The 23,721-nt window shown below is 64.9% G+C and carries 17 protein-coding genes; 11 read left to right on the top strand and 6 right to left on the bottom strand.

The genetic code is table 11. The annotated features are described in order from the left end of the window. Positions 1 to 3 precede the first annotated feature (3 nt). From HWX32_RS10165 to HWX32_RS10175, 3 genes are all read right to left on the bottom strand, one after another. On the bottom strand, positions 4 to 1,386 hold the full coding sequence (locus HWX32_RS10165) for a CAP domain-containing protein (protein WP_175935756.1): 1,383 nt from the start codon (positions 1,384 to 1,386) through the stop codon (positions 4 to 6). A gap of 106 nt (positions 1,387 to 1,492) precedes the next feature. Beyond that, on the bottom strand, positions 1,493 to 7,780 hold the full coding sequence (locus HWX32_RS10170; RefSeq protein ID WP_175935757.1) for a G5 domain-containing protein: 6,288 nt from the start codon (positions 7,778 to 7,780) through the stop codon (positions 1,493 to 1,495). 257 nt (positions 7,781 to 8,037) lie between these two features. Then, entirely contained in the window at positions 8,038 to 9,426 is a 1,389-nt protein-coding gene (locus HWX32_RS10175; protein ID WP_175935758.1) for a hypothetical protein, read from the bottom strand. 137 nt (positions 9,427 to 9,563) lie between these two features. Here HWX32_RS10175 and HWX32_RS10180 point away from each other — a divergent pair, with 137 nt between their 5' ends. From HWX32_RS10180 to HWX32_RS10205, 6 genes are read left to right on the top strand one after another with little or no spacing between them, the layout of a single operon-like run. Then, positions 9,564 to 12,503, top strand: a complete 2,940-nt coding sequence (locus tag HWX32_RS10180; protein WP_175935759.1) for a DUF4040 family protein — start codon at positions 9,564 to 9,566, stop codon at positions 12,501 to 12,503. A gap of 6 nt (positions 12,504 to 12,509) precedes the next feature. Then, positions 12,510 to 12,941, top strand: coding sequence for a cation:proton antiporter subunit C (locus tag HWX32_RS10185; RefSeq protein WP_075465912.1), 432 nt, complete (start codon positions 12,510 to 12,512; stop codon positions 12,939 to 12,941). Then, positions 12,941 to 14,512, top strand: coding sequence for a monovalent cation/H+ antiporter subunit D family protein (locus HWX32_RS10190; protein ID WP_175935760.1), 1,572 nt, complete (start codon positions 12,941 to 12,943; stop codon positions 14,510 to 14,512). The genes HWX32_RS10185 and HWX32_RS10190 overlap by 1 nt, the downstream gene beginning before the upstream one ends. Continuing rightward, positions 14,512 to 14,949 carry a monovalent cation/H+ antiporter subunit E gene (locus tag HWX32_RS10195; RefSeq protein WP_175935761.1) on the top strand — a complete coding sequence of 146 codons (438 nt, stop codon included), beginning with the start codon at positions 14,512 to 14,514 and terminating at the stop codon, positions 14,947 to 14,949. Before HWX32_RS10190 ends, HWX32_RS10195 begins: the two co-directional genes overlap by 1 nt. A 3-nt stretch (positions 14,950 to 14,952) precedes the next feature. After that, positions 14,953 to 15,219 (top strand): cation:proton antiporter, encoded by a 267-nt coding sequence (locus tag HWX32_RS10200; RefSeq protein ID WP_175935762.1) that lies wholly within the window; start codon positions 14,953 to 14,955, stop codon positions 15,217 to 15,219. Continuing rightward, entirely contained in the window at positions 15,219 to 15,545 is a 327-nt protein-coding gene (locus HWX32_RS10205; RefSeq protein WP_175935763.1) for a Na+/H+ antiporter subunit G, read from the top strand. The genes HWX32_RS10200 and HWX32_RS10205 overlap by 1 nt, the downstream gene beginning before the upstream one ends. A 157-nt stretch (positions 15,546 to 15,702) precedes the next feature. Here the strand turns inward: HWX32_RS10205 and HWX32_RS10210 are convergent, their stop codons facing one another. Next, the gene (locus HWX32_RS10210; protein WP_175935764.1) at positions 15,703 to 17,325 is read right to left on the bottom strand and encodes a catalase; all 1,623 of its coding nucleotides are present in this window, start codon (positions 17,323 to 17,325) and stop codon (positions 15,703 to 15,705) included. A gap of 115 nt (positions 17,326 to 17,440) precedes the next feature. Here HWX32_RS10210 and HWX32_RS10215 point away from each other — a divergent pair, with 115 nt between their 5' ends. The 3 genes from HWX32_RS10215 to HWX32_RS10225 all read left to right on the top strand — a co-directional run bounded on the left by HWX32_RS10215 (position 17,441) and on the right by HWX32_RS10225 (position 20,396). Next, positions 17,441 to 17,983, top strand: coding sequence for an RNA polymerase sigma factor (locus tag HWX32_RS10215; RefSeq protein ID WP_075465922.1), 543 nt, complete (start codon positions 17,441 to 17,443; stop codon positions 17,981 to 17,983). A 209-nt stretch (positions 17,984 to 18,192) separates the two neighbouring features. Next, positions 18,193 to 18,795: a YdhK family protein gene (locus HWX32_RS10220; protein WP_175935765.1), complete on the top strand. Its 603-nt coding sequence runs from the start codon at positions 18,193 to 18,195 to the stop codon at positions 18,793 to 18,795. Positions 18,796 to 18,875: 80 nt separating this feature from the next. Next, positions 18,876 to 20,396 (top strand): hypothetical protein, encoded by a 1,521-nt coding sequence (locus HWX32_RS10225; protein WP_175935766.1) that lies wholly within the window; start codon positions 18,876 to 18,878, stop codon positions 20,394 to 20,396. A gap of 91 nt (positions 20,397 to 20,487) precedes the next feature. Here HWX32_RS10225 and HWX32_RS10230 read toward each other — a convergent pair whose 3' ends face one another. Beyond that, positions 20,488 to 21,519, bottom strand: coding sequence for an aspartate-semialdehyde dehydrogenase (locus HWX32_RS10230; RefSeq protein ID WP_175935767.1), 1,032 nt, complete (start codon positions 21,517 to 21,519; stop codon positions 20,488 to 20,490). Between the two features lie 5 nt (positions 21,520 to 21,524). Further along, the gene (locus HWX32_RS10235) at positions 21,525 to 22,790 is read right to left on the bottom strand and encodes an aspartate kinase (RefSeq protein ID WP_075465930.1); all 1,266 of its coding nucleotides are present in this window, start codon (positions 22,788 to 22,790) and stop codon (positions 21,525 to 21,527) included. A 91-nt stretch (positions 22,791 to 22,881) separates the two neighbouring features. Between HWX32_RS10235 and HWX32_RS10240 the strand changes: the two genes are divergently transcribed. Both HWX32_RS10240 and HWX32_RS10245 read left to right on the top strand, forming a co-directional pair. Next, on the top strand, positions 22,882 to 23,565 hold the full coding sequence (locus HWX32_RS10240; protein ID WP_175935768.1) for a DMT family transporter: 684 nt from the start codon (positions 22,882 to 22,884) through the stop codon (positions 23,563 to 23,565). Continuing rightward, positions 23,562 to 23,720, top strand: a complete 159-nt coding sequence (locus tag HWX32_RS10245; protein WP_175935769.1) for a hypothetical protein — start codon at positions 23,562 to 23,564, stop codon at positions 23,718 to 23,720. The genes HWX32_RS10240 and HWX32_RS10245 overlap by 4 nt, the downstream gene beginning before the upstream one ends. The last annotated feature ends 1 nt before the right edge of the window (position 23,721 follow it).

Below are 23,721 nucleotides of genomic sequence, written 5' to 3' on the forward strand. Positions count from 1 at the left end.
CCGCTAAGCGCCAGGTATTCCCAACTGCCGCGCGAGATCCGGAGCCACCATGGGCAGCGCCGCGGCCGCGATCCCGATCACAGCGAGCAGACCCAGCACAACACCGATCGCGATGCCTGCCTTGCTCGAGCCCTCATCCTTCGGATTCGGCTCCACCGGCTTCGGCTCCTTGGAAGTGGTGGTCGAAGTCGTAGTTCCAGTCGGTGTCGGGGTGGGCGATTGCTTATCGACGCTCCCCTGCCCACCCGTCGGCGTCACCACCACGTCGCTGGTTTTCGGCGCGCTCGCAGGGCTCTTGGTAGTGCTCGTTGGCGTGGCTGACGTCGGCTTCGGGGTGGTCGGTTTCGGGGTGGACGGTTTCGGGGTGGACGGTTTCGGGGTGGTCGGTTTCGGGGTGGACGGTTTCGGGGTGGACGGCTTCGGGGTGGACGTTGGCTTCACGGGCTCCGCCTGGATCTTGGTGCCCGTTACCTCGGGATCCAACCCCTGAGGGGCGTCCTTCGTTTTGTCGAGGAATAACTTCTCCCACGTGTCGGGGCCAGTCCTGAACTCGGACTCCGCGATGACTTCGAAGATGCCCTGTTCCCCGAAGTCAACCTCGCGAGAGACCACGTGCCCCTTCGTGTCGGTGGGGTCCGCCACGGCACCGATGCCGAGCAGCTCGCGGGCCCCCGACGGCGTGTAGAACGGCTCCCCGCTCGCGACGGCGCGCGCCGTGAGCGGGTCGCGGGCCATCCTGCCCCTCTTGCCGCCCGCACCTTGCAACGGGGTGTTGTCGATGAAGAACATGGTCGTGCCCCAGACCACGCCTTTGTCGGCGAGCACGAGGCCCAGCCCCATGCCTTGGAACTCAGGGGCGAGCATGTTGGCGTTGTGCGTTGGCGAGTTCCGCCAGTCCTCGAACAGGATCGCTGCCGCGCGGGCCCAATCTTCCTCGGTGTCCTGGAAAGGTTTCTCTTCCCGGAGGCCGGGGGCCGGATCATCGGCATCAGGATTAACGACACCGTTGTCGAACAGAATGTTCTCGCCGGAGTGCCCCCACTCCGCCGGATCGGAGTGGCGGAATGCGCTACCGTCTTCCCCCAACGGGGAGTCATTCCTGGGGTAGCCGAGGGTCGGCAGGTCCGAGACCATTTGCTTTGACCACGCGAGCGCCTGGGCGTCGTAAAGCTCATGCGTCACGAGGGGGTGCAGGCCGTTCGCGACACGGTACTCGTTGATGAGTTCCTCGATGGCCTGCGCTGCGAGGCGGGCGCGCTTCTCGGTCTGTTGCGGGATGGACGTTGCGGACTGTTCTACGGCTGCGACGGGTGCGGGGACAACCTGGACGGCGGCAAGGGGCAGCGCGACCGCGAGGGCGACGGCGGGGATGCGGGAGCGATACATAAATAGGCATGCTAACTGACGGCCGTTAGTCGCGCTGGAAAACCGATAGGGGCGGCCCGTTTCCGGACCGCCCCTATCGAGAGCGCGTTATAGCACGCTGTTTGCGTTACTGGTTACGCGAGGACCTCGCTTCGCCATCCTTCGACTTGAAGATGGTCAAGCCGTTGTCGAAACCCTCCTCGGTACACGCCTGAGCAATCAGCACGCCCGTCAGCGAGATCGCCGCGATCGCGCCGAGCGCGATACCGATCGGCTCCAGCTGCTTCGCCACCGGGGCGAACTGGCGGTTAATCGCGTCCACCTGAGCATTGATCTCGCGCACCCACTCCGGCTGCCGCGCACCGTGGCCGATGCCGAAGTCCGGCATGCTGCGGCGGATCTGCTCGTTGATCTGCGCAGTCGCCTGCTGGATCTGCGGACCGAACGCCTCGTTCACGCCGTAGCCCACAGCGCCGAGCAGCGCGACCGGCAGCATCCACAGGATCGGGCTGTTCTTGGAGAAGGCGTTGGCCACACAACGCTTCGCCGTATCCGACGAGCTCTTATCGGTGTCCGGCGCAGGCACTACGTCCTTGCCGGAAACGACGACCTCGGTGTAGACGGTGTAGGTGTTGCCTTCAGCATCGGTGACCTCGATCGGCAGCTTGGCCTTGTCGCCAGGCTTCGCATCCGCCGGGGTGGTCACGTGGACCTGACCGGTCTCCGGGTCGACCGTGCCCTCCCAGCCTTCCGGCCAGTCGAGCTTGCGGTACTGGTTGCCCTTTACAGCGTTCGCCGGCTGGATGTCGGCGGTCTGTCCAGGCTGCAACGCCACCGGGCTGTACTGCGGCTTCTCGACGGTCACCTTCGTGCCGACCTTGATGATGTGGTCCGTCGGCTCAGTGGCTTCCACCGTGCCGTCCGTCTTGTGCACGGTCTGGCCAGGCTTGCCCTGCTGGGCGACGACGTACTTGCCGGCCTCGAGGTTCGGGTCCTCCTCAACCTTGACGTCGTACGCGGTCTCCTCGGTCCACTCGACGCCTTCGGCAGGCTTGGTGCCCACGCGGACGACGCGCTGCACCGGCTCCTTCACCGTCTCGACGGTGGCCTTGCCATTGACGACGGTCACCTTGACCTGGCCGTTGGCACCAGCCACGTCCTCGATCTCCTGGCCCGGCTCGAGGGTCGGGTCGTAGACGATCTTGGTGGTGAACGGAAGATCCACAACCTCAGAGACCTCAGGTTCCGGATCCGGGGTGCCCTGCTTCTTGGTGCCGATGCGGATGACCGCGTTCACCGGGGCCTTGGTCACCTCGGTGGTGGTGACCGGGTCGCCGGACGGTTTGCCGTCGACAAGCTTCTGCGTCGTGGTGACAACCTCTTCACCGAGCTCGCCCTGGGTGATGACCTGATTGCCCTCTTCGAGGGTGTCGTCGTAAATGACGCTGGTCTTGAACTCGACCGGGCGGGTCACCTGCGAGGAGATCTCGTCACCGTTGGCGCGCGGGCCGTACTCGACGATGCGCTCCACCGGCTCGACGCGCTGGTTCGTGTTTTCAACCGTGGCAGATTCGCCGTTGGCCTTGAACTCGACGTAGTAGGTCGCCTCGCCGTCCTTGCCCTCCTGGACAACCTTGGTCTCGCCCGGTGCGAGGTCCGGGTTCTCGCGGAAGGTGGTCTGGAACGGAATCGGCTCGGTCCAGGTGACCTGCTCACCGGCGGCTGGCTGCTTGGTGCCGACCTTGACGATGCGCGGCTGCGGCTCGGTGATGACCTTCTCGGTGACCACCGGCTCGCCAACCGGCTGGCCATCGACCATCTTGCGGGTGACGGTCACCGTCTTCTCGCCGTCGACGCCCGGGTTAGCCGGATCGTCCTGGACGGTGCCAGCAGGCAGGTTGGGGTCGTACTGAATCACTACCGGCGCCGGGATCGGCGACTTGAACTCGCTATCCACAGCGTCAGCGTTCTTGGTGCCGACCTTGATGATGTGATCCGTCGGCTCCGTGGTTTCCACCGTGCCGTCAGTCTTGTGGACGGTCTGGCCAGGCTTGCCCTGCTGAGTGACGACGTACTTGCCGGCCTCGAGGTTCGGGTCCTCCTCAACCTTGACGTCGTACGCCACCTCCTCGGTCCACTCGACGCCTTCGGCAGGCTTGCTGCCTACGCGGACGACGCGCTGCACCGGCTCCTTGACGGTTTCGGCCGTGGCCTTGCTGTCAGTGAAGGTGACCTTCACCTCGCCGTCGACGCCCTTCACGTCCTCAACCTCGGTGCCCGGCTCAAGCGAGTCGTCGAAGATGATCTTGGTCGTGAACGGGAGCTTCACGGTCTCGGACGCGTTGACCGGCTCCGGCTCCTTGGTCACGGTCGTGGTGGCCGTGGACGTAGCGGTTTCCTTTACCGTGGTCGGAACCGTCGTGGTGATCGTGGTCGGGACCTCCGTGGTGACCGTAGTAGTCGTGGGTTTGCCCTCGACCGTCGTCGGAATCTCCTTGGTGGAGGTCAGCGTCGTGGTGATCGTCGTTGGAACCGACTTAGTCTCGGTTTCCTTCACCGTCGTCGGGACCTGCTGCGTCGTGGTCTTCTCAACCGTTGTCGGAACGGTAGTCGGCACCGTCGTCGGGACCGTCGTGGTGATGGTGGTCGGAACTTCCTTGGTCTCCGTGATCGTCGTCGGCGTACCAGAAACGGTCGTCGTCGAGAACACCGTCGTGGGCACCGCCGTCGTGATCGTCGTTGGAACCGACTTAGTCTCGGTTTCCTTCACGGTAGTCGGGACCTGCTGCGTCGTTGTTGACGTCTCCTTCACCGTGGTCGGGACCGTCGTCGGCACCTGCGTGGTGATGGTCGTAGGAACTTCCTTGGTCTCCGTGATCGTCGTCGGCGTACCAGAAACGGTCGTCGTCGAGAACACCGTCGTAGGCACCGCCGTCGTAATCGTCGTTGGGACCTCAACGCGGGTCGTCTCGGTGGTCGTCGACTTCTCAGTGGTGGTCGCAGTTGTCGTCGCCGTCGTGGTAGTCGGCTTGGTGCCCACGCGAATGACAGCATCCTGCTTCTCGGTCACGGTGGTCGTCTCGACATTCGGATCGCCGGAGGGCTTGCCGTCGACAAGCTTCTGCGTGCTTGTGACCTTCTCCTCACCGACAACGCCCTGCGTATCGACGACCCGAGTACCTGCCTCGAGAGTGTTGTCGTAGACGATGGTGGTCTCGAACGGGATCTTGCGGGTGGTTTCGGTGACCAGCTCCTGGTCAGCGAGGCGGGGCCCGTACTCGATGATCTCCTCGACCGGTTGCTTGGTGTCCTCGGACTCGACGACCGAAGCCTGGTCGCCGGTAGCGGTGAACTTGGCGGTGTAAGTGCGCTCACCGTTCACACCCTGCTGCACGACCTTGGTCTCGCCCGGAGCGAGCGCCGGGTTCGGGCGGGTGGTGGTGCTGTACGGAATCGGCGCGGTCCAGGTTACGTCCTTGGATGCTTCAGCCGGCTTGGTGCCGACGTGCACGACCTCGTTGGTCGGCGCAGTGGTCTGCTCCCACGTGCCGTCGCGCTTCTGCTTCTCTTCACCTGCCACACCCTTGGTGACAGTCTTGTACTCGCCAGCAGGAATTGTGTCATCGTAGACGTATTCCACTCCGAACGGCACCGGGCGTGTCGGAACGTCGACAACGTTCACGACGGCCTTAGCGGTGTCCTCCGAGCCATCTTCGTAGGTCACCGTGACGGGAATCTCGACCTGGCTGCCCGGCGCGGCATCCGCCGGGGCGGTTGCAGTGATCTTGCCGTCTTTGTCGATGCTGACAGTCCAACCCTGGGGAACATCACCCAACTCGTATTTTGCGACGTTGACGTTGTCCGGCTTCTGCAGGGTGACTGGCAGCGTTGCCGTATCACCGGGGTAGACCGTTTCGACCGGGTAGTTCGGCTCAGCCTCCCAGTTGTTGGTCAGCTTCACCACGGTGGTAACGGGAACATGCGCGACCGAACCGTCCTCGGTTTCAACCCTGACGGTCGCGGTGTTCTTGTCGCCCGGCTTGGAGTCTGCCGGCGGCGTAGAAGTAACGACACCGGTCTCCGGGTCGATCGTGTACTTCCAGCCGTTAACCTCCTGCGTCAGGATCGGCTGGTCGCCGTTCTTGCCAAAGGAGAACGTCGACCCCTTCGGCGCATCCTGCACCTGGTGGTCCACAGCCTGGTTCGGGCCGGTGGTCCCCACCGTGTAGTTCGGTGCCACGTCGCTCTTGAGCACAACGACGGTGCCCTTGATCTGCTGCGGCGCCTGTCCGGTTTCGTCGCTGTAGTACGCAAGCACCGGGATGTTGAGCACGTGCCCCTCGGGTGCGGTGCGCGGGATGGTGGTGGTGATCTCGCCGGTTTTCTCGTCGATGGTGATCTTCCAGTCACCCGCGGCGTCCTTGACGGTTTTCTCGGTCTCGCCGTCATCAAAAGTGTAGCGGGTCGGCGCCGCATCGCTGGCGTTGCCGGTCAGACCAACATCCGGGACCTTGGGCGTCAGTGTCACATTGGTGCCCGGCTTGTTAGTCACCGTGTCGTAATCGGGAATCTTGATGTTCACGGTGGCCTGGAACTGGGGCTCGACCACGTCGTCCGTACCGTCCGGGTAGGTCGCCGTTATCTTCGGGGTGATGACGGTACCCGGCACAACAGTGCTGTCGGCTTTCGCCGTGACCTTGCCGGTGTCATCGACGGTGACGGTCCACCCAGCGGGGACGGTGGACTGATCGACCTCAAACGTCGCCGGGGCGACCGGAGCGTAGCCATTCATAATGGACTTGGTGGTGATCTGAGAGGTGATCGCTTTATTGACCTCACCCTTAGCCACAGCCGGGCGCACCAGATCGGTGATCTGGGTGTGGTTCGGGTCCACGATCACGAGGAGGCTCAGCTCATCAGTCGAGCCGTTGGAGTACTCCACAACGACCCTGGGCTGCGCGAAGGTACCGGGCTCAGGCTTCGCGGGAGAGGTGACGGTGACGTCGTAGGTCTCCGGATCCATCTCGGCTTTCCAGCCCGCGAAAACGTATCGCTGGTCCATGACAACCTTGGCTTCGAAGCCACCGTCGCCCTTCTTCTTCACCAGGTCCGCGATCAGGTCCGGGACCTGCTTGAACACGACCTGCTGCGGCTGATTCGTCAGACTGCCGTCAGTCTCAATGCCGGACGTGATTGTTTGCTCGTCCGTGTTGTACTGCGGGTCGTGGAACTCCGTGTCGTCGAGCGAGATGGTGTTTCTGCCGATCTCATTCGGAGTCTTGTAGCGCGGCAACGAATTCGAGATGTCGAAAACTTTGGGTTCAGAGAGGCCGTACCACCCACTCGATGCATTCGCCGTTTCCAACTGTTTCGTAGTGCGCGGCCGCGCCACGACGGAGAACTGCACGTTCTGTTGGGCCGCCAGATCAGTTCCGCGGTATTCGGGCCAGGTGTAGTAGATGTCACCCTTCTCGTCGACACGCAGCAGCTGCTTGCCGCCGTTCGAAGCGTTGGTGTCGCTGGAAGCGATGTACTTGCCGTTGCCGTCGTAGGCCTCCACGATCATGCGGGACAGCGAGTCGTCGACACTGCCGTTCGAGAGTGCAGGGACGTCAATGTGGCCGACCTTGGTCTCCTCACCCGGCACAATCACGTGTTGCTGGATACCCTCCCAATCTACTTTGATGGGGTTGCATTCGTTGTCCTCGTTCGGCCACGGGTTGACCAGGGCAAGGAACTCCGAGTTGGCCGTGGCTTTCTCCCCTGTAGGGTTGTCTCGAGTGTACTCGGCCTTCCACACGTAACGCACAGGAGAGTCGGCCCCAGCCTGGGCGAATTGCGCAACCTTCTCCGCGGTGAGATCCGACTGCAACCCGTAGGTAATTCGGAAGCCAGGATTGGTAATCATCAGTTGCTCGTCGGTCTGGTCGGACGCGGTGATGTCCGGCCCCAGGGACTGCCTGGCAGGCGCTGCCGGCACGGATCCAAGCGTGACGGGAGCATTTCTCTGGCTGCTGCTACTCCACTCCCAGGAAGAAAACGTGCGGTCCTGCGAGTTATCGAAGGCGACGGACACGCCCCAAGTGCGTTTGTCGGTTGTATTGTTGGACGGCTCAACCGTGTCCCAGCTGAAACCCGCCTGACTTCCAGTTTCCGACCCTTGTGCCGGCGCGACCACACACGACCCCGCATCCAGGTCAGAGTCCAGCTGCTTGCCTGTGTTTATCACCCCGGAACCGTCGGCACCGCGGATGCCGCCGGTCAGGGAGGTGTCACCATCGGCTTCCCCCTCCGCAGCAGAGGCGAGCGGCCCCGGGCCCACAACGCTGAAAGCGCCAAGCGCCAAAGAAACGACGGACGCCGCAGCAACGCCCGAGCGGCTGAACTTGCGCGCTCGCCGGATCGAATTAGTCATTGATACTCCTTATGGGTTTTGCAGAGCGCGCTCGCAACCATCTGGGCACACTCCGCGCATTTTGAGCGCATTAATCTCACGGTTAAACCACTGCAGCCTACCAAATATTCCCTTCTCCTAAAAGCACATATTTTTTTGCCCCGTCCGACAAGGTCCACCGAATGTCAGCACGAACCCCCTCAAGACAATGGACCCAGACACACCGGCAGGACGGAGCGCACACCCCCCGCAACCCCCAAAAGCGCTGTTTAGCTGAGTTAGCCGCGCTCGTGCGCACCCGTCAGCCCCGCGGCCGCAAGCAGCGCACTCAGCAGCAGCGCCGAGACAATGCCCCGGTAGTCGCCACCGTTGCCCGCGGCAGAAACCGCCGTTGTCGCCCAGTGCATCGGCGCCGCCTGCGACAGCGCCACCCACAGCGTGTCCACCTGCGCGGTCGTGGCAGTGCGCCACACCCACCCCACAACACCGGTCTGCGCCAGCGCCACCACGCCGGCCGCCCCCAGGCCAGCACCCGGCCCGAGTGCACGCACCAACACGGACGCGAGACCGGCCGAGGAAAGCGCGCCCGCCAGCACGCCGGCGAACGCCAACGCGTATTCCTGCAGGCCAAACCCGGATCCGATCACCCCGGCCAAAATCGTGCCGGCGGCGGCCACGACCACGGACCCGGCTCCGAGGATCCACCAGCGCCCGCGGGATGCGAACCACGCCGCCCCCGCCAGCGCGGTGCCGCCGAGTACGGCCATCGCCGCGAGCAGCATCGCCGCCACCGGGGCCAGGGTCGAGCCGGCTGGCTCAGCACCGTCAGCCCCCGGCGCGACCGCCGGCACCGGAAGCGCCGCGCGAACCGCGGCGACCTTATCGGCGTTCATGCCCGCCATCTGGTTGATCTTTTCCACCCCGGCGACCAACTCGTCGATACCGCCGGTGGCCTGCCCGGTCTGCGCCTGAAGCTCACGCAGGCCCGCGGCCAACTCTGCCGAGCCGTTCGTGGCTGTATATATACCGTCGTGAAAACCGTATCCGGGCACAGCCAGCTGGTTGGCCAGTTCGCGGGAGCCGTCGCGAAGCTGGTTCATCTTTGCCACCGCGTCCGGCGGCAGCTGGGCGGTCTGCGCCTGCTCGCGCAGGCCTTTCAAGGACTCGCGCGCCTGCACCGCCTCCGGGCTTTTCGCGTCTTTGAGTTCCTCCAGGGAGCGGTCGATCGCGCCGACCACCTGGCCGCGCACCGCCTCAAACCCGGCGACCTGGCCCACAATCTCCCCGATGGAGTCCGCCAGCTGCGTCGCGCCCGCGCCCAACTGGCCGGTGCCGGCTTGGAGCTGGACCATGCCGTCGGCGAGTTCTTGGGATCCGGACTGGGCGGCCGTGAGGGCGTCGATAAGCTGCTGCGTTTGCCCCTGCGCCTCGCCGATGCCCGCGGCGAGCTGCCCCGCGCCTTCCTTGAGCACCTTCGCCTGCTGGCCGGCCTCACCGGCGGCACGGCGCGCGTCGCCAAGATTGTCCGGGCCAACTTGCGGGGCGCCCGAAACCTCAGAATCGCGCCCCGCGTTCGCCCATGTGTCGGCCGGGCTCATGGGCAAAAACGCCCCGACTACCAGCGCCAAAAGCGCACACACCAACCGCCACGCGTTGCCCGATTTCATGGCACTGTTCTTAGCATCCGCCCGGGCCTTGCTGCAGGAGGCGCACCGCCGGAAACGCGCATCGTTAGAACCGCGTCGACAGCCTTGATACTGTCGTAAGGGTTCTTGCCAAAACCATGGAACGAAATGGGTTCACCATGACACTTCCCCTTGTCATCGGGCTCGTCGCGGCGACGGTGGTGCTCTCACCAATCCTCGTGCGAGCCATAGACAAGAAGGCCGGGTACCCGCTCGCGGCGCTGCTGTTTGCCGCCGCGGCCGTGCTGGGCTCCAAGTTCGCCGAAGTCTCCCGCGGCACCGACCTCGAATGGTCCTTCGAGTGGGCGCACGACGTGATGGGCACGGGCGCGTCCGTGGACTTCGCGTTGCGCGCAGACGGCCTGGGCATCTTCTTCGCGCTGCTGGCGCTTGTGATCGGCGGTGTGGTCTTTTTGTACTCCGCCGCGTACCTGCCCGAGCGAGACGGCAACACCAGCTTCTACACCATCATGACGGCGTTCACCCTGTCGGTGCTGTTGCTGGTGCTCGCGGACGACGCCGTGTTGCTCTTCATCGCCTGGGAGCTCGTCTCCATCGCGTCGTTCATGCTCATCGCGCGCTCTGGCTCCTCGGGCGAGGACGGGTCCTACCGCACCCTGATTCTTACCTTCTTCGGCGGGCTGACCCTCCTGGCCGGCTTGGCGGTGGCCTCTGTGCAGGCCGGCAGCACGCGCTTGCAGGACATCCTCGCCTCGGACGTGTGGGGGGATAACACCATCACCTTGGTGGTGGCCCTGCTCATCGCTGCGTCCGCGTTTACCAAGGCCGCGCAGTTCCCCTTCCACTTCTGGCTGCCAGAAGCCATGGCCGCGGCCACCCCGGTCTCCGCGTTCCTGCACGCCGCGGCTGTGGTGAAGGCGGGCGTGTACTTACTCATCCGCTTTGCGACGATCTTTGACGGCGTCCCCGCTTGGAACACGACCCTGCTGGTGGTGGGCCTGTTCACCGCGCTAATGAGCGCCACCTTCGCTATTACCAAGACCGACCTGAAGCACCTCACCGCATACTCCACGGTCTCCCACCTGGGTTGGATCGTCGCGGCGATCGGTGTGGGCGGCACCTTGGGCATCGCCGCGGCACTCGTGCACACACTCGCCCACGCACTGTTCAAGTCCTCCTTGTTCATGCTGATCGGCGTGGTGGACCACGAAACCGGCACCCGCGACATGCGCCGCCTGGGCAAGCTCTACGACAAGATGCCGTTCACCTTCGCCTCCATGTGCGTCGCGGCCGCCTCGATGGCCGCCGTGCCGCCGCTGTTCGGCTTCGTGTCCAAGGAGTCCATCCTGGAGGCATTCCACTCCACCCCGTACGGTGTCCTCCTGCTGGTTATCGGCGGTATCGCGGCGTTCCTCACCTTCGTATACTCCGCGAAGATCATCTTCGGCGCGTTTGTGGACGGCCCGAAGGACATGTCCGGCGTGCACGAGGCGCCGGTGCACTTCTGGCTGCCGGCAGCCCTTCCCGGTCTCATGTCCGCGGTGCTGCCGTTCATGCTCGCCCGGGTGGACAACCCCGTGACTGCCGGCGTCCAAGCCGTCACCGGCGACGGCGCGTACCACTCGCACCTCGCGCTGTGGCACGGCGTAACCGCCCCGTTCATCGTCTCCATGCTCGTGCTGGTGGCCGGCGTGGCGTTCATCTTCGTTCGTAAACCGGTCTGGGCGCGCCTGGAGAACCGCGAACTGCTTCCGGTCAGCGGCAACGACTTGCTCTTCGGCCTCGTGCAGCGCATGGCGAAAGCCGGTGAAGGCCTCGGCGCGATTGCCGACGGCTTCAACCCCTCGCGCCACATCTTCCCTCTCATCGCCCTGCTGCTCGCTCTGGGCGGGAGCACGATGCTGCTCACCGACGGGGTGGATGGTGTCACGCCCGCCCCGCGCGCGGAGGGCCTGGACGTGTGGTGGGACCTCATCCCGTTCGCCATCATCGCGATCTCGGTGCTGGGGATGGTGCTCACCCGCTCCCGCCTGGCCACCGCGGTGCTGCTGGGCACCGTCGGCGTGGGCATGAGCCTGCAGATGCTCATGCTCGGCGCACCCGATGTCGCGCTCACGCAGTTCCTGGTGGAGGCACTCACCGTGGTGGTGATCATGATGGTGCTGCGTTTCCAGCCGCGCATGTTCCCGGAAACGAAGCGCTCCCGCAAGATCTTCGCGGCCGTGTGCGCTGTACTCGCGGGCATTGTCACGTTCGCCGGGGTGTACACGCTCACCGGGCGCCGCGGCCGCTCCGAACTCGCCGAGTGGTACCTCACCGAAGGCGCCGAGGCGACCGGCGCGGACAACATCGTCGCCGTGATCATCGTGGAGTTCCGTGGCTTCGATACCCTGGGCGAGCTTTCCGTGCTGGGCATGGCCGCAGTGGTCATCGCCGCGGTGGTCGGCTCCATGCCGCGCCACATGTTCGAGGCCGGCACCCGCCCGCGCCCGTTCGGCCAGTCGCAGCTAAACTCCATCCCGCTGCGCAAGGCCTCCGCGCTCGTGGTGCCGGTGCTGCTCGTGCTTTCCGTCATCATCTTCTACCGCGGCCACCACGCCCCGGGCGGCGGGTTCGTCGCCGCGCTGGTGCTGGCAACCGCATTCGCGCTGAACTACCTCTCACGCGGGGCGGACGCGGACGTGGTCAAAGAGCTCACCCCGATCCGGCTCACCGGCTGGGGCATCATCATCGCGATTGCCTCCGGCTTCCTCGGCTTCGTAGAAGGCGGGTTCCTCTACGCCATCCACGGCGAGATCGCCGGCGAGCACCTTTCCACCTCGCTCATCTTCGACTTCGGCATCTACCTCGCCGTGTTGGGCATGGTCACCGCCGCGATCAACTCGCTCGGCGGCTACCTACGCCCGGGCATGGAGGTCTCAGACCTGGTGTACACCCGCGGCGAGGCAGCCAACCCGCTGCCGGACGTGCCCGCACCGGAGCCGCCGGACGACCCGGTGGATGCGCACCCCGATCCGATCAACCCCGCCGACTCGCCGCTACCGGTCACCTCGACCTACTCGGCAGACACCCACCCCGGCAACGGAAAGGAGCAGTAGGCCACCATGGTTATGGCACTTACCATCGCAGTCCTCATGGCCGGATCGGTCTACCTCGTCCTGCAGCGAGGCATGGTGCGCATCGTGTTCGGGATGTCGCTGTTCGGCCACGCCGCGAACCTCACACTGCTTGCCGCGGGTGTGGGCGCGTGGCGCGGCGAGGCGTTCCCCTCGCGTACCGCGTTCGAGGACATTTCGGACCCGCTACCGCAGGCGTTCGTGCTCACCGCCATCGTGATCGCGATGGCCACCACGACAATCCTGCTCATGCTCGCCTCCCTGGGCAAGAACGACGACACGGCGGAACAGCCCACCAGCGAGTCTTTCGGATACGACCGGATGCACTTAAGCCCATCGGCGCTGTCCACCGCGGGCCGCAACGCCCGCCTCAACCCGAAGAAACTCCAGGAAGTCAATGACTGGGAGGTGCAAGAGTAATGGCAGTCGACGCAATTCTCCCCGTCCTAGTCGCAGTTCCGCTCATCGTTGCGGCCGTCGCCGCGCTCAACCCGTACAAGCCGCTTAACGACGCGCTGGCGCTCCTCATCCCGGCCGTCAACCTCGCCGCCGGTGTCTGGCTGTACAGCTACACCGCAGACAACGGCCCGGTCAGCCACGTCATCGGCCTGTACCAGGGCGGCGTGGGTATCTCGTTCTTGGCGGACCGCTTCGCCGCGGTGATGCTGGTAACCACCATGATCGTGGCGCTGAGCTCCAACTGGTTCGCCATCAGGGTCGGCGAGACCCAGGCCCGCTACTTCACGCCGTTGACCTTGGTGCTCATCACCGGTGTCACCGGCGCGCTGCTCACGGCGGATCTGTTCAACTTCTTCGTCATGATCGAGGTCATGCTGCTGCCGTCCTACGGCCTGATCGCCATGACAGGTACCCGCCACCGCCTCGTCTCGGCGCGTGCGTTCGTGCTGGTGAACCTCTTGGCGTCCACCACGCTCGTGATGGGCGTGGGTTACCTCTACGCCGTCACCGGCGCGGTGAACCTCGCCTCGCTGCAGGGTGTTGCCGCGGGCAACGGCCCGGCGACGGTGGCCACCGGCATCGTGGTTATCGCGATCGCCGCGAAGGCCGGTGTCTTCCCGGTGCACACGTGGTTGCCGCGCACGTACCCGTCGACAAGCGCCGCTGTGATGGGCCTGTTCTCCGGCCTGCACACCAAAGTTGCGGTGTACATGCTCTTCCGCATCTGGGTGATCATGTTCGACATGGACCCGCGGTGGAACACGCTGCTCATCGTGGTGATGGTCATCTCCATGCTCATCGGCGGCTTCGCCGGCCTGGCGGAGCACACCATGCGCCGCGTGCTGGCCTACCAGATGGTCAACGGCATGCCGTTCATCCTGATCATGCTCGCGTTCACGCAGGACAACGCCCGCTACGCGCTGGCCGCTGGCCTGCTGTACACGCTCCACCACATGATCACCATCGGCGCGCTTGTGCTTAACGTCGGCGCGATCGAGGAGACCTACGGCACCGGCACAATGTCGAAGCTGTCCGGCCTGGCGCGGCGCGACCCGTGGACCTCCGCGGTGTTCGTCGCCGGGGCATTCTCCATCGTCGGCTTCCCGCCGTTCTCCGGCCTGTTCGGCAAGGTGACCATCGTCCTCGCCGCCGCTGCGCCGGGCGACTGGCGCTCCTGGGTGGCAATCACCGCCATCATCGTCGCCTCCTTCGGCGCGCTGCTTTCCATGATGCGGCTGTGGAAGAAGGTGTTCTGGGGCCGCCCGATGCAGAGGTACCCGAAGGCACTCAACGTGCGCGCGAGCTTCATGCTGCCGTCTGCTGTGATGATGGTGCTCTCGCTAGCTATGTTCGTCTTCGCTGGGCAGATGTGGGACATCACCACCTCGGCTGTAGACGACCTGCTGGACGTGGACGCCTACACGAGCACCGTGTTGGGCGATGACCCGGTGGGCATCCCGGACCCGGATTCCTACGGGCATCTTGACCCGGCCGCCGAACCGGCCGCCGCCGCTACGGAAGGGGCGAAGTAATGCGCGACATTTTGCACCTCATCGGATACACGTTCTGGATTATCAAAGAGATCTTCAAGGCCGGCTGGGACGCGGTCGTCGCAGCGCTCAACCCGAAGGCGGCCTTCGAGCCGATCATCGTGTACTACCCGCTGCGGCTCCGCGCGGACTGGGAGATCTTCTGGTTCACCACCTCAATCACCGCAACCCCCGGCACGCTGTCCACCGGCCTGCGCCACCCCTCCACACCGGGAGAGCCACACATCCTCATCGTGCAGGCAGTCTTCGGCTCGGATCCGCAATCCATCGTCGAGTCGCTCGCGGACATGGAGGAGCACATCAAGCCGGAGCTGAAACAGACGCCTATCGACGCCGCCGCCGTCGACTGGGAACCCTACGTCGACCTCGGACCCGACAGGCCGGACTACGCGGTGCCCCCGGCAGAAAGGATGGACTAGCCCATGTTCCAGACAATCATCTCCGCGTGCCTGATCATCATCGCGGTATGCCTGCTCGTCGTCCTGGTCGCTTTGATCCGCACCAAGGACGAGCTGTCGCGGGCCGTGATGGCCGACGTCATCTTCTACGCCATGGTCACCATTTTCATGGTGTGGACACTCTGGCACGAAACCATGATCGGCTTTGAAATCCCGCTGCTCGCGGCGATCGTGTGCGGCGTGATCCCCACCATCGCCATGGCCCGCATCATTTCGAGAGGACGCCGCTAATGACTATCGCCGAAATCATCGTTGCCGCACTAGTCATCGCGGCCACCATCTGCATGGTGGCCACGATGCTCCTGCAGCTGCGTGCCCCCGACGCACTTACCCGGGTCAACCTGCTCGGCCCCCTGGTGTGCATCGCGTTTCCCATCCTCATCCTGGCCAAACTCATCTTCTCCTGGTCCACAGACGGGTTTTCGCTCGGGGATCTCATCCGCTCCATCCTCGCCGTGTTCGGCGTGTGGATCATCGGCTCGGTGGCCTCCTACATCATGGCCCGCTCCATCTTCGGCGTGACCGTCACTGACAAGGAGGCCACACCGACCACGTAGGCGCAGACCCCCGCACCAGCGCTTGCGCAACTGCGAAACCCCGTACCCGAAAATGAACTGCTCCCCGGTAGTCGGTAACTGATTTCTCAGTCCAACTTTCGGGGGCTAGTTCAAACGTTTCGGGTACGGGGTTCACTCGTCTTTCAGGGGACCCGGTTTAGGGGTTGGCGGAGGAAGCCTCCTTATTCGCCTTATCCTGGTCGCCCTCCGCGGCCTCCTCGCGCTTGCGCGCCAGCTCGGTGCGCAGCTTCTGCTCCAGGTCGCCGGAGATCATGCCCCAGTACTTGAAGGTGCGCTCCTCAACGTCGTTGTGCTCAATCGCCAGCATCTTGTTGGTGATGTTGTCGATGAAGCGTTCCTTCGCCGCGTCGTCGAACACGTTCTCGTACAGGTCGCGCGGTTGCGAAGTATCGTCGTCAAGCTCGTGCTTCACATACCCCGCGCGCACGAGATCCGTGCCGTGCGGATCCGGGTTCACGTACAGGTTGTCCGCCTGGCCGTAGTCCTGCATCGAGGAAGAATCCTCACCGTTGTCTAGGTAGCCCTGACCCTTGTCCGTGCGGTTCGGGGAGTAGTTCGGCTCGCCCTCGTTGTTGAAGAAGTACTGCATCGGGCCGCGCTCGGAGTAGGTGTTCACCGGCACGATCGGCTGGTTCACCGGCAGATCGTTGTAGTTCGGCCCAATGCGGTAGCGGTGCTGGTCCGCGTACGCGAAGACGCGGCCCTGCAGCATGCGGTCCGGCGACAGGCCCACGCCCGGCACGAGGTTGGACGGGTCGAGCGCGATCTGCTCAATCTGGGCGTGGAAGTTCTTCGGGTTGCGGTTGAGCACGAAGTAGCCCACGTCCACCAGCGGGTAGTCCTTCTGGCTCCACACCTTGGTCAGGTCGAACGGGTTGTACTTGTAGGTCTCCGCGTCCTCGAACGGCATGATCTGCACCTTCACGTCCCAGACCGGGTAGTCGCCGCGCTCGATGGCCTTGAACAGGTCCTCGCGGTGGAAGTCCGGGTCGGTGCCGGCCTTCTCGGTGGCCTCGGCGTCGGTGAAGCACTCCCAGCCCTGACGCGTCTTGAAGTGGTACTTCACCCACACGGCGTCACCTTCCTCGTTGATCCACTGGAAGGTGTGGGAGCCGAAGCCGTCCTGGTGGCGCGAGGTCTTCGGGGTGCCGCGGTCGCCCAGCAGGTAGGTCACCTGGTGCAGGGTCTCCGGGGTGCGGGACCAGAAATCCCACTGCATCTCGTCGCTACGCAGGCCCGATGCCGGGTCGCGCTTCTGCGAGTGGATGAAGTCCGGGAACTTAATCGCGTCGCGCAGGAAGAACACCGGGGTGTTGTTGCCCACGATGTCGTAGTTGCCGTCCTCGGTGTAGAAGCGCAGTGCGAAACCGTGCACGTCGCGCCAGGTGTCCGGCGCGCCGGCCTCGCCGGCCACGGCGGAGAAGCGAGCCGCCATCGGGGTCACGGTGCCCTTCTGGAACAGCTTCGCCTTCGTGTACTGGGAGACGTCCTCGGTGACGTGCAGCTCGCCGAACGCACCGTGGCCCTTCGCGTGTGGAATGCGCTCCGGCACGTTCTCGCGGTTAAAGTGCGCCAGCTTCTCAATCAGGTGGATGTCCGTCATCGCGTTCGCGCCCTGGCGGCCCTGCGTGACGGAAAGGTTCTCGGACGCGACCGGCACGCCGCCAAGGGTGGTCGTTTTACCGTCGCCGGGCACTCGCTCGCCGCGGCCGACGATCTCCTCGGCCTTCGACTGCTTCTTCGGGTTCGGGTCAGTCATGTGCGACCTCCAATTTCTGCGGGGGTGTCATATATATAGGGACGCATACCACGCTACCCACTTCCGCCGGGCAGCGTCGCTGAGCACAGGAAACTCCCTGGTAACCTAACGGTCTGTGAGCAGGAGCGACGACGCGTACGTCACCGACCTGGCGTTGCGCGCCGGCCGGGGCGATAAAGCTGCGCTCACCGAGTTCATCCGCGCCACCCAGGACGACGTGTGGCGCCTACTCGCCCACCTCGCCGGCCCCGCGCACGCCGACGACCTCACTCAGGAGACGTACCTGCGCGTCCTCGGTTCCCTGCCCCGCTTCGCCGGCCGCTCGTCGGCCCGCACGTGGCTGCTCTCGCTCGCCCGCCGCGCATGGGTGGACTCGGTGCGCCACGACATGGCCCGCCCCCGCAAGTCCGCCGCCGAGTACGAGGACGTCGCAGCGCAGGACCCCAGTCCCGACAACCCCAACACGTGGAGCGAGGTCATCGACGCGCGATCGCTTCTCGACGAGCTCCCGCCCGAACGCCGCGAAGCCCTCGTACTGACCCAAGTCCTCGGCTACACGTACGAGGAGGCCGCCAAGATCGCGGGCGTGCGCGTGGGGACGATCCGCTCCCGGGTGGCCCGCGCCCGCCGCGACCTGGTGGCCGGGGCCGAGGAGTAGCCGGGGCGTAGGGGTTGGCGTCCAGCCACACCGAGCCTGTAAAACCGAGCCTTTAAAACCGATCCAAGGGTGTCTTTGTGCGACCCGGCGGTGAATATAAACGGATCGATCGGTTGTGCCGGCGCGGTTTTAGCCCGCATCCGCATCCCGGGAGGCCCAACGGAGATGGCAGCGGTCCTGCCGTTTTGGTACGACTGGGAAGCATGCGTATGAAGAATGCACTTGCACTGACCACCGTCGCCGCGACCGCGCTTTTGGGCGTGAGCGCCTGCTCGTCTGAGAGCACAGACAAGACCGTCGAGGAATCCACCGCCGGCAACGCCGCCCAGGACACCGCCTCAGACCACGGCGACCATGAGGGCCACGGCGGGCACGGCGGCCACGACCACCCCGAAGACGGCGGCCCGGCCCCTGCCGGCATCGCCGAAGCCGAGGATCCGACGTACCCCGTGGGCACCGAGGTGATCCTCACCGCCGACCACATGCCCGGCATGGACGGCGCAGAGGCCACCATCTCCGGCGCGTTCAACACCACCACCTACGCCGTGAGCTACACCCCCACCGACGGTGGCCAACCGGTAGAGAACCACAAGTGGGTGGTGCATGAGGAGCTCGCGAACGTCGATAAGCAAAAGCTCCAGCCCGGCGATACCGCAACCATCGAAGCCGAGCACATGAGCGGCATGAAGGGTGCCGAAGCCACCATCGATTCCTCCACCGACGAAACCGTCTACATGGTGGACATCGACACCCCCGACATGACCATGAAGCGCCACAAGTGGGTCGTGGAAAGCGAGATCCAGCCCAAGTAGCTCCCAGCCGTTTCTTCCCAACTGTTATAAGCTGAATCTCCGGTTTGTATTCATTCCTTTTCGGAGATTCACCTAACACCATGTGGAAAAACGCATTACTCATCTCATTCGCCTTCATTGGCACCGTCGTTGGCGCAGGCTTCGCGTCGGGCCAAGAGGCGATGCTGTACTTCTCCGCCTTCGGTGCCCAAGGCATGTGGGGGGCCGTGCTCGGCTCCGTGCTCATGGTCATCGCTGGCGTGACCATCCTGCAACTCGGCTCCTACTTCCAAGCTAACGAGCACATGGAGGTCCTCGGGGCGATCTCCAGCAAGGCGATGTCGTGGATCTTGGACATTGCCACGATTGTCACCCTGTTCTCCATCGGCTTCGTCATGTTCGCCGGTGCCGGCTCCAACCTGAACCAGCAGTTCGGGCTGCCCGTCTGGGTCGGCGCGGTGCTCATGCTGGCGCTCACCATCGGGTTCGGCATGCTCGACGTGGACAAAGTCACCGGAGCCATCGGCGCGCTCACCCCGTTCCTGCTCATCTTCGTCATCTTCGGCTGCGGCTGGACCATCATCCACGCCGTGCCGGACTGGGACGCACTGAACGCCGCCGCAGCGAAGGTGGACTCCACGCTGCCGAACTGGTGGATCTCCGCGCTGAACTACACCGGCCTGAACGTCATGTGCGTCGTGTCCATGGCGCTGGTGATTGGCGGTAACACCCTGAACACCCGCGCGGCTGGCCTGGGTGGTCTGCTCGGCGGCATCGGCTACCTCATCATGCTCATGCTGCTGGCGTTCTCGCTGCTGCTGAAGATCGACACGGTCTCCGGCGACGACATGCCGCTGCTGTCGCTGATCACGGACATCAACTCCACTATGGGCCTGATCATGTCCATCGTCATCTTCGGCATGATTTTCGCCACCTCGCTCGGCATGTTTTACGCCCTGGGCAAGCGCCTCTCGCGCGGCCGCGAGGACAAGTTCCGCATCATTTACATCGCGGCGTGCGTCATCGGCTTCGCCCTGTCCTTCGTCGGCTTCCAGACGCTGGTGTCCACCGTCTACCCGATCCTGGGCTACATGGGCATCCTGCTGATCGTCGTGATGACCGTCGCGTGGCTCCGCGGCCTGCCCGGCCTGCGCAAAGAGCAGCAACGCCGCGCCCGCGCCATGGAGCTCACCCGTGCGAAGATGGACCCGCGCGAACGCTTCACCAAAAACGACGAGCGCGAGCTGGAATACGTCACCTCCAAGTCCAACGTTGACGAGGAGGAGCTCGTGGAGGCCCTCGAAGAAGAGATCGCCCAGGAGCTCGCGGACGACGAGGACGTCGACTTCGACCCGGAGGACAAGGACCTCGATCCGGTTGTCTACGTCTCCTACACCGACCCGGTTAGCGCGGAAGAGTACAAGCGCAACCCGGATGAGCCGTGGAACGACCACTCCGTCGACGAGATGATCGCCGCGGACGAGGCCGAGGAGGCCGCCAACGGCGAGGTCTCCGGGCCTGAGTCGCCGCGCTCCGAGTACGCGCAGGCGCAAGCGGAGGAGGAAGAGGAGCTTGAGCTTAACGACGGCTCCGGCGGCGGCTCCACCCGCGTGACTGAATAGCCGGTCCGCCCCGAACACACAGAACGCCACCGAGGAACGGAAGGTTCCTCGGTGGCGTTTCCCGTCGCTTTCGCGGGGCCCGGGAGCTGAGCTACACCAGCAGCTCGGCGATCTGGATGGTGTTCAGCGCCGCGCCCTTGCGCAGGTTGTCGCCGGAGACCACGAACACCAGGCCACGGTTCCCGTCGACGGCCTGGTCCTGGCGGATGCGGCCGACCAGGGATTCGTCGATGCCGGTCGCCGCGAGCGGCGTCGGGACGTCGACAACGCGTACGCCCGGCGCGTTCTCCAGCACGGCGATGGCCTGCTCCGGGGTGATCGACTGCTCGAACTCGGCGTGGACCACCATGGTGTGGCCGGTGAACACCGGCACGCGCACGCAGGTGCCGGAAATGCGCAGGTCGGGAAGCCCCAGGATCTTGCGGGACTCGTTGCGCAGTTTTTGTTCTTCGTCGGTTTCGAAGGTGCCGTCGTCGACAAGATTGCCCGCCACGGGCAGCGCGTTGAAGGCGATTGGGGCGACGTACGGCCCCAGATCCTGCGGTGCGAGCAGCGAACCGTCGCGTGCGAGATCCGTGCGGGAAGACCCGATCTCCTCAACCTGGTCCGAAAGAGCCTGCACCCCGGCCAGGCCGGAACCGGATACGGCCTGGTAGGAGGCGACGCGCATGGTGGTCAGGGAGGCAGCGTCGTGAAGCGCCTTTGCAACCGGCATTACCGCCATGGTTGTGCAGTTCGGGTTCGCGATGATGCCCTTCGGCAGCTTTTCGACGGCCGAAGGGTTGACCTCAGAAACCACCAACGGCACCTCGTCGTCCTTGCGCCATGCGGAGGAGTTGTCCACCACCTTCGCTCCGGCGGCGGCGAACACGGGCGCCCACTCGCGCGAGGTAGAACCACCCGCGGAGAACAACGCGATGTCCACGTCGGCGACCGATTCCTCGGTGACCTGCGTGAGGTCTTCCACCTCGATCTCGGAGCCGCGGAACTCCAGCACCTTGCCCGCCGAGCGCGGCGAGGCGAAGAAACGAACCTTGTCTGCGGGGAACGAGCGCTCTTCCAGAATGTCGCGCATCACGCGGCCGACCTGGCCGGTGGCACCAACAACTGCAACAGTGGTCATTGCGGTTACCTTCCTGTTCCTGCGTAGACCACGGCCGGCTCGTCGCCGCCCAGGTCGAACTTGGTGTGGATCGCGCGCGCCGCCTCGGCCAGGTCCGCCTGGCGCACCACGGCGGTGATGCGGATTTCGCTGGTGGTGATCATTTCGATGTTGATGCCCGCGTCGCGAAGCGCGTCGCAGAAATCCGCGGTGACCCCCGGGTGGGACTTCATGCCGGCGCCGACGAGGGAGACCTTGCCGATCTCGTCGTCGTAGGTCAGGTCGTCCCACTTCTCGGCGGCTTGCAGCTCGCGCAGCTTCGCCAGCGTGCGCTCCCCGTCCGCCTTCGGCAGCGTGAAGGTGATGTCCGTCTTGTTGTCCTCGGCGGACGAGATGTTCTGGATCACCATGTCGATGTTCACCTCATTGTCCGCGAGCGAGCGGAACACCTTGGCCGCTTCACCCACTTCGTCGGTGATGCCCAGGATGGTGATTTTCGCTTCGCTGTCGTCGGTGGCCACACCGGTCAGGACTGCTTCTTCCACGGGGATATCCTCCAATGCTCCGGCGACAAGCGTGCCGGTGTCGTTGCTGTAAGACGAGCGCACCCGCATGGGCACGTTGAACGCGCGGGCGTACTCCACGCTGCGCAGGACCAGAATCTTGGAACCGCTCGCCGCGAGTTCGAGCATCTCCTCGAAGCAGAGTTTGTCCAGCTTGCGGGCGTCCGGCACGATGCGCGGGTCGGCGGTGTACACGCCGTCGACGTCGGAGTAGATTTCGCATTCGTCGGCCCCCAGCGCCGCCGCAAGGGCTACCGCGGTGGTGTCGGAGCCGCCGCGGCCCAGCGTTGTCACGTCGCGCGACTCGCGGTTCACGCCCTGGAACCCGGCGACGATCGCGATGCGGCCCTTATCCAGCGCCTCCTGCACGCGCCCCGGGGTGACCTCGAGGATGCGGGCGTTGCCGTGGCGCTCGGTGGTGATCACACCCGCTTGCGAGCCGGTGAACGACTGCACTTTCTCCCCCAGCGCGTCAACGGCCATCGCGACGAGCGAGTTGGAGATGCGTTCGCCGGCACTGAGCAGCATGTCCATTTCGCGCGCGGGCGGGTTGTTGGTCACCTGGCCCGCGAGGTCGAGCAGCTCGTCGGTGGTATCTCCCATTGCGGAGCACACCACGACGACGTCGTTTCCGGCGCGTTTGGTGGCTACTACGCGCTGGGCGACTGCCCGGATGCGCTCGGCGCTTTCCAGGGAGGATCCGCCGTATTTCTGCACTATCAATGCCATAGCTGGCAGTTTAGCGTGGCTTAAGCCATATTCAGCCGAAAGGGAGCACTTTGCTTATCGACGAGCTCCCGCCCCACTACCCTAAACACCAATGATCGAACCAACTTTCCTGGCGAGCGCGCTAGCTGTGCTCTTCGCACTCGCCTCCGCCCTGGTTGTGGCGTGGGGCACAGTGGCTCGCCACCGCACGGTGCGCAGCCGAGGCGACGGCGGTGTGCTCGCGTCGGCGGTGCGCAGCCGCCTGTGGTGGGCTGGCGCGGTCGCCGCTGTGGTGGCCTACCTTTTGCAGCTCGTGGCGCTGCGCTTCGGCTCAGTGCTGGTGGTGCAGCCGATCCTTGTGCTGTCGCTGTTGTTTACGTTGGTGCTCGCGTCGGTGTGGGCGGGCGAGCGCATCGATAGGCGTGCGTCCGCGTGGTCGTTGCTACTCGGTGCTTCGGTGGCCGTGCTTGTGCTGGTGGGGCGCCCGCGGCCGGGGCGCCCCGACGTGTTGTGGCGCGACTGGGCGCCCTGGCTCGGCGGCGGCGCGCTGCTTGTCGCCGGTCTTGTGGCGGCCGGGGCATTCGTGCGACGCGGCCGTGCGGCGTGGCTGGGGACCGCCACAGGCGTGGTGTACGGGCTGGTCGCGCCCGTGGCGAAGACCGCCGTGAACGCTGCGGGTTCAGCCGGCTTGCGATCGTGGGCGCCGTGGATGCTGGTGGGCCTCATCGTGGCCGGGGCGGTGCTGCAGCAGTACGCGTTCAGCGCTGGCCCTTGGAGCGCAGCCTTCCCGCGATGACGGTCGCCGAGCCCATCGTCGCCATGAGCGTCGGCTACTTCTTGCTCGGCGAGACGTTCGCGGTACGCACCACCCTCGGCTGGGTAGCCGTGGCACTGGCGTGTGTGGGCATGGTGGGCGGCGCGGCAGTGCTGTCCGCCCGCCCAGCGCGTTAGT

The organism is Corynebacterium sp. Marseille-P4321, from assembly GCF_903645305.1.
Lineage (GTDB): Bacteria > Actinomycetota > Actinomycetes > Mycobacteriales > Mycobacteriaceae > Corynebacterium.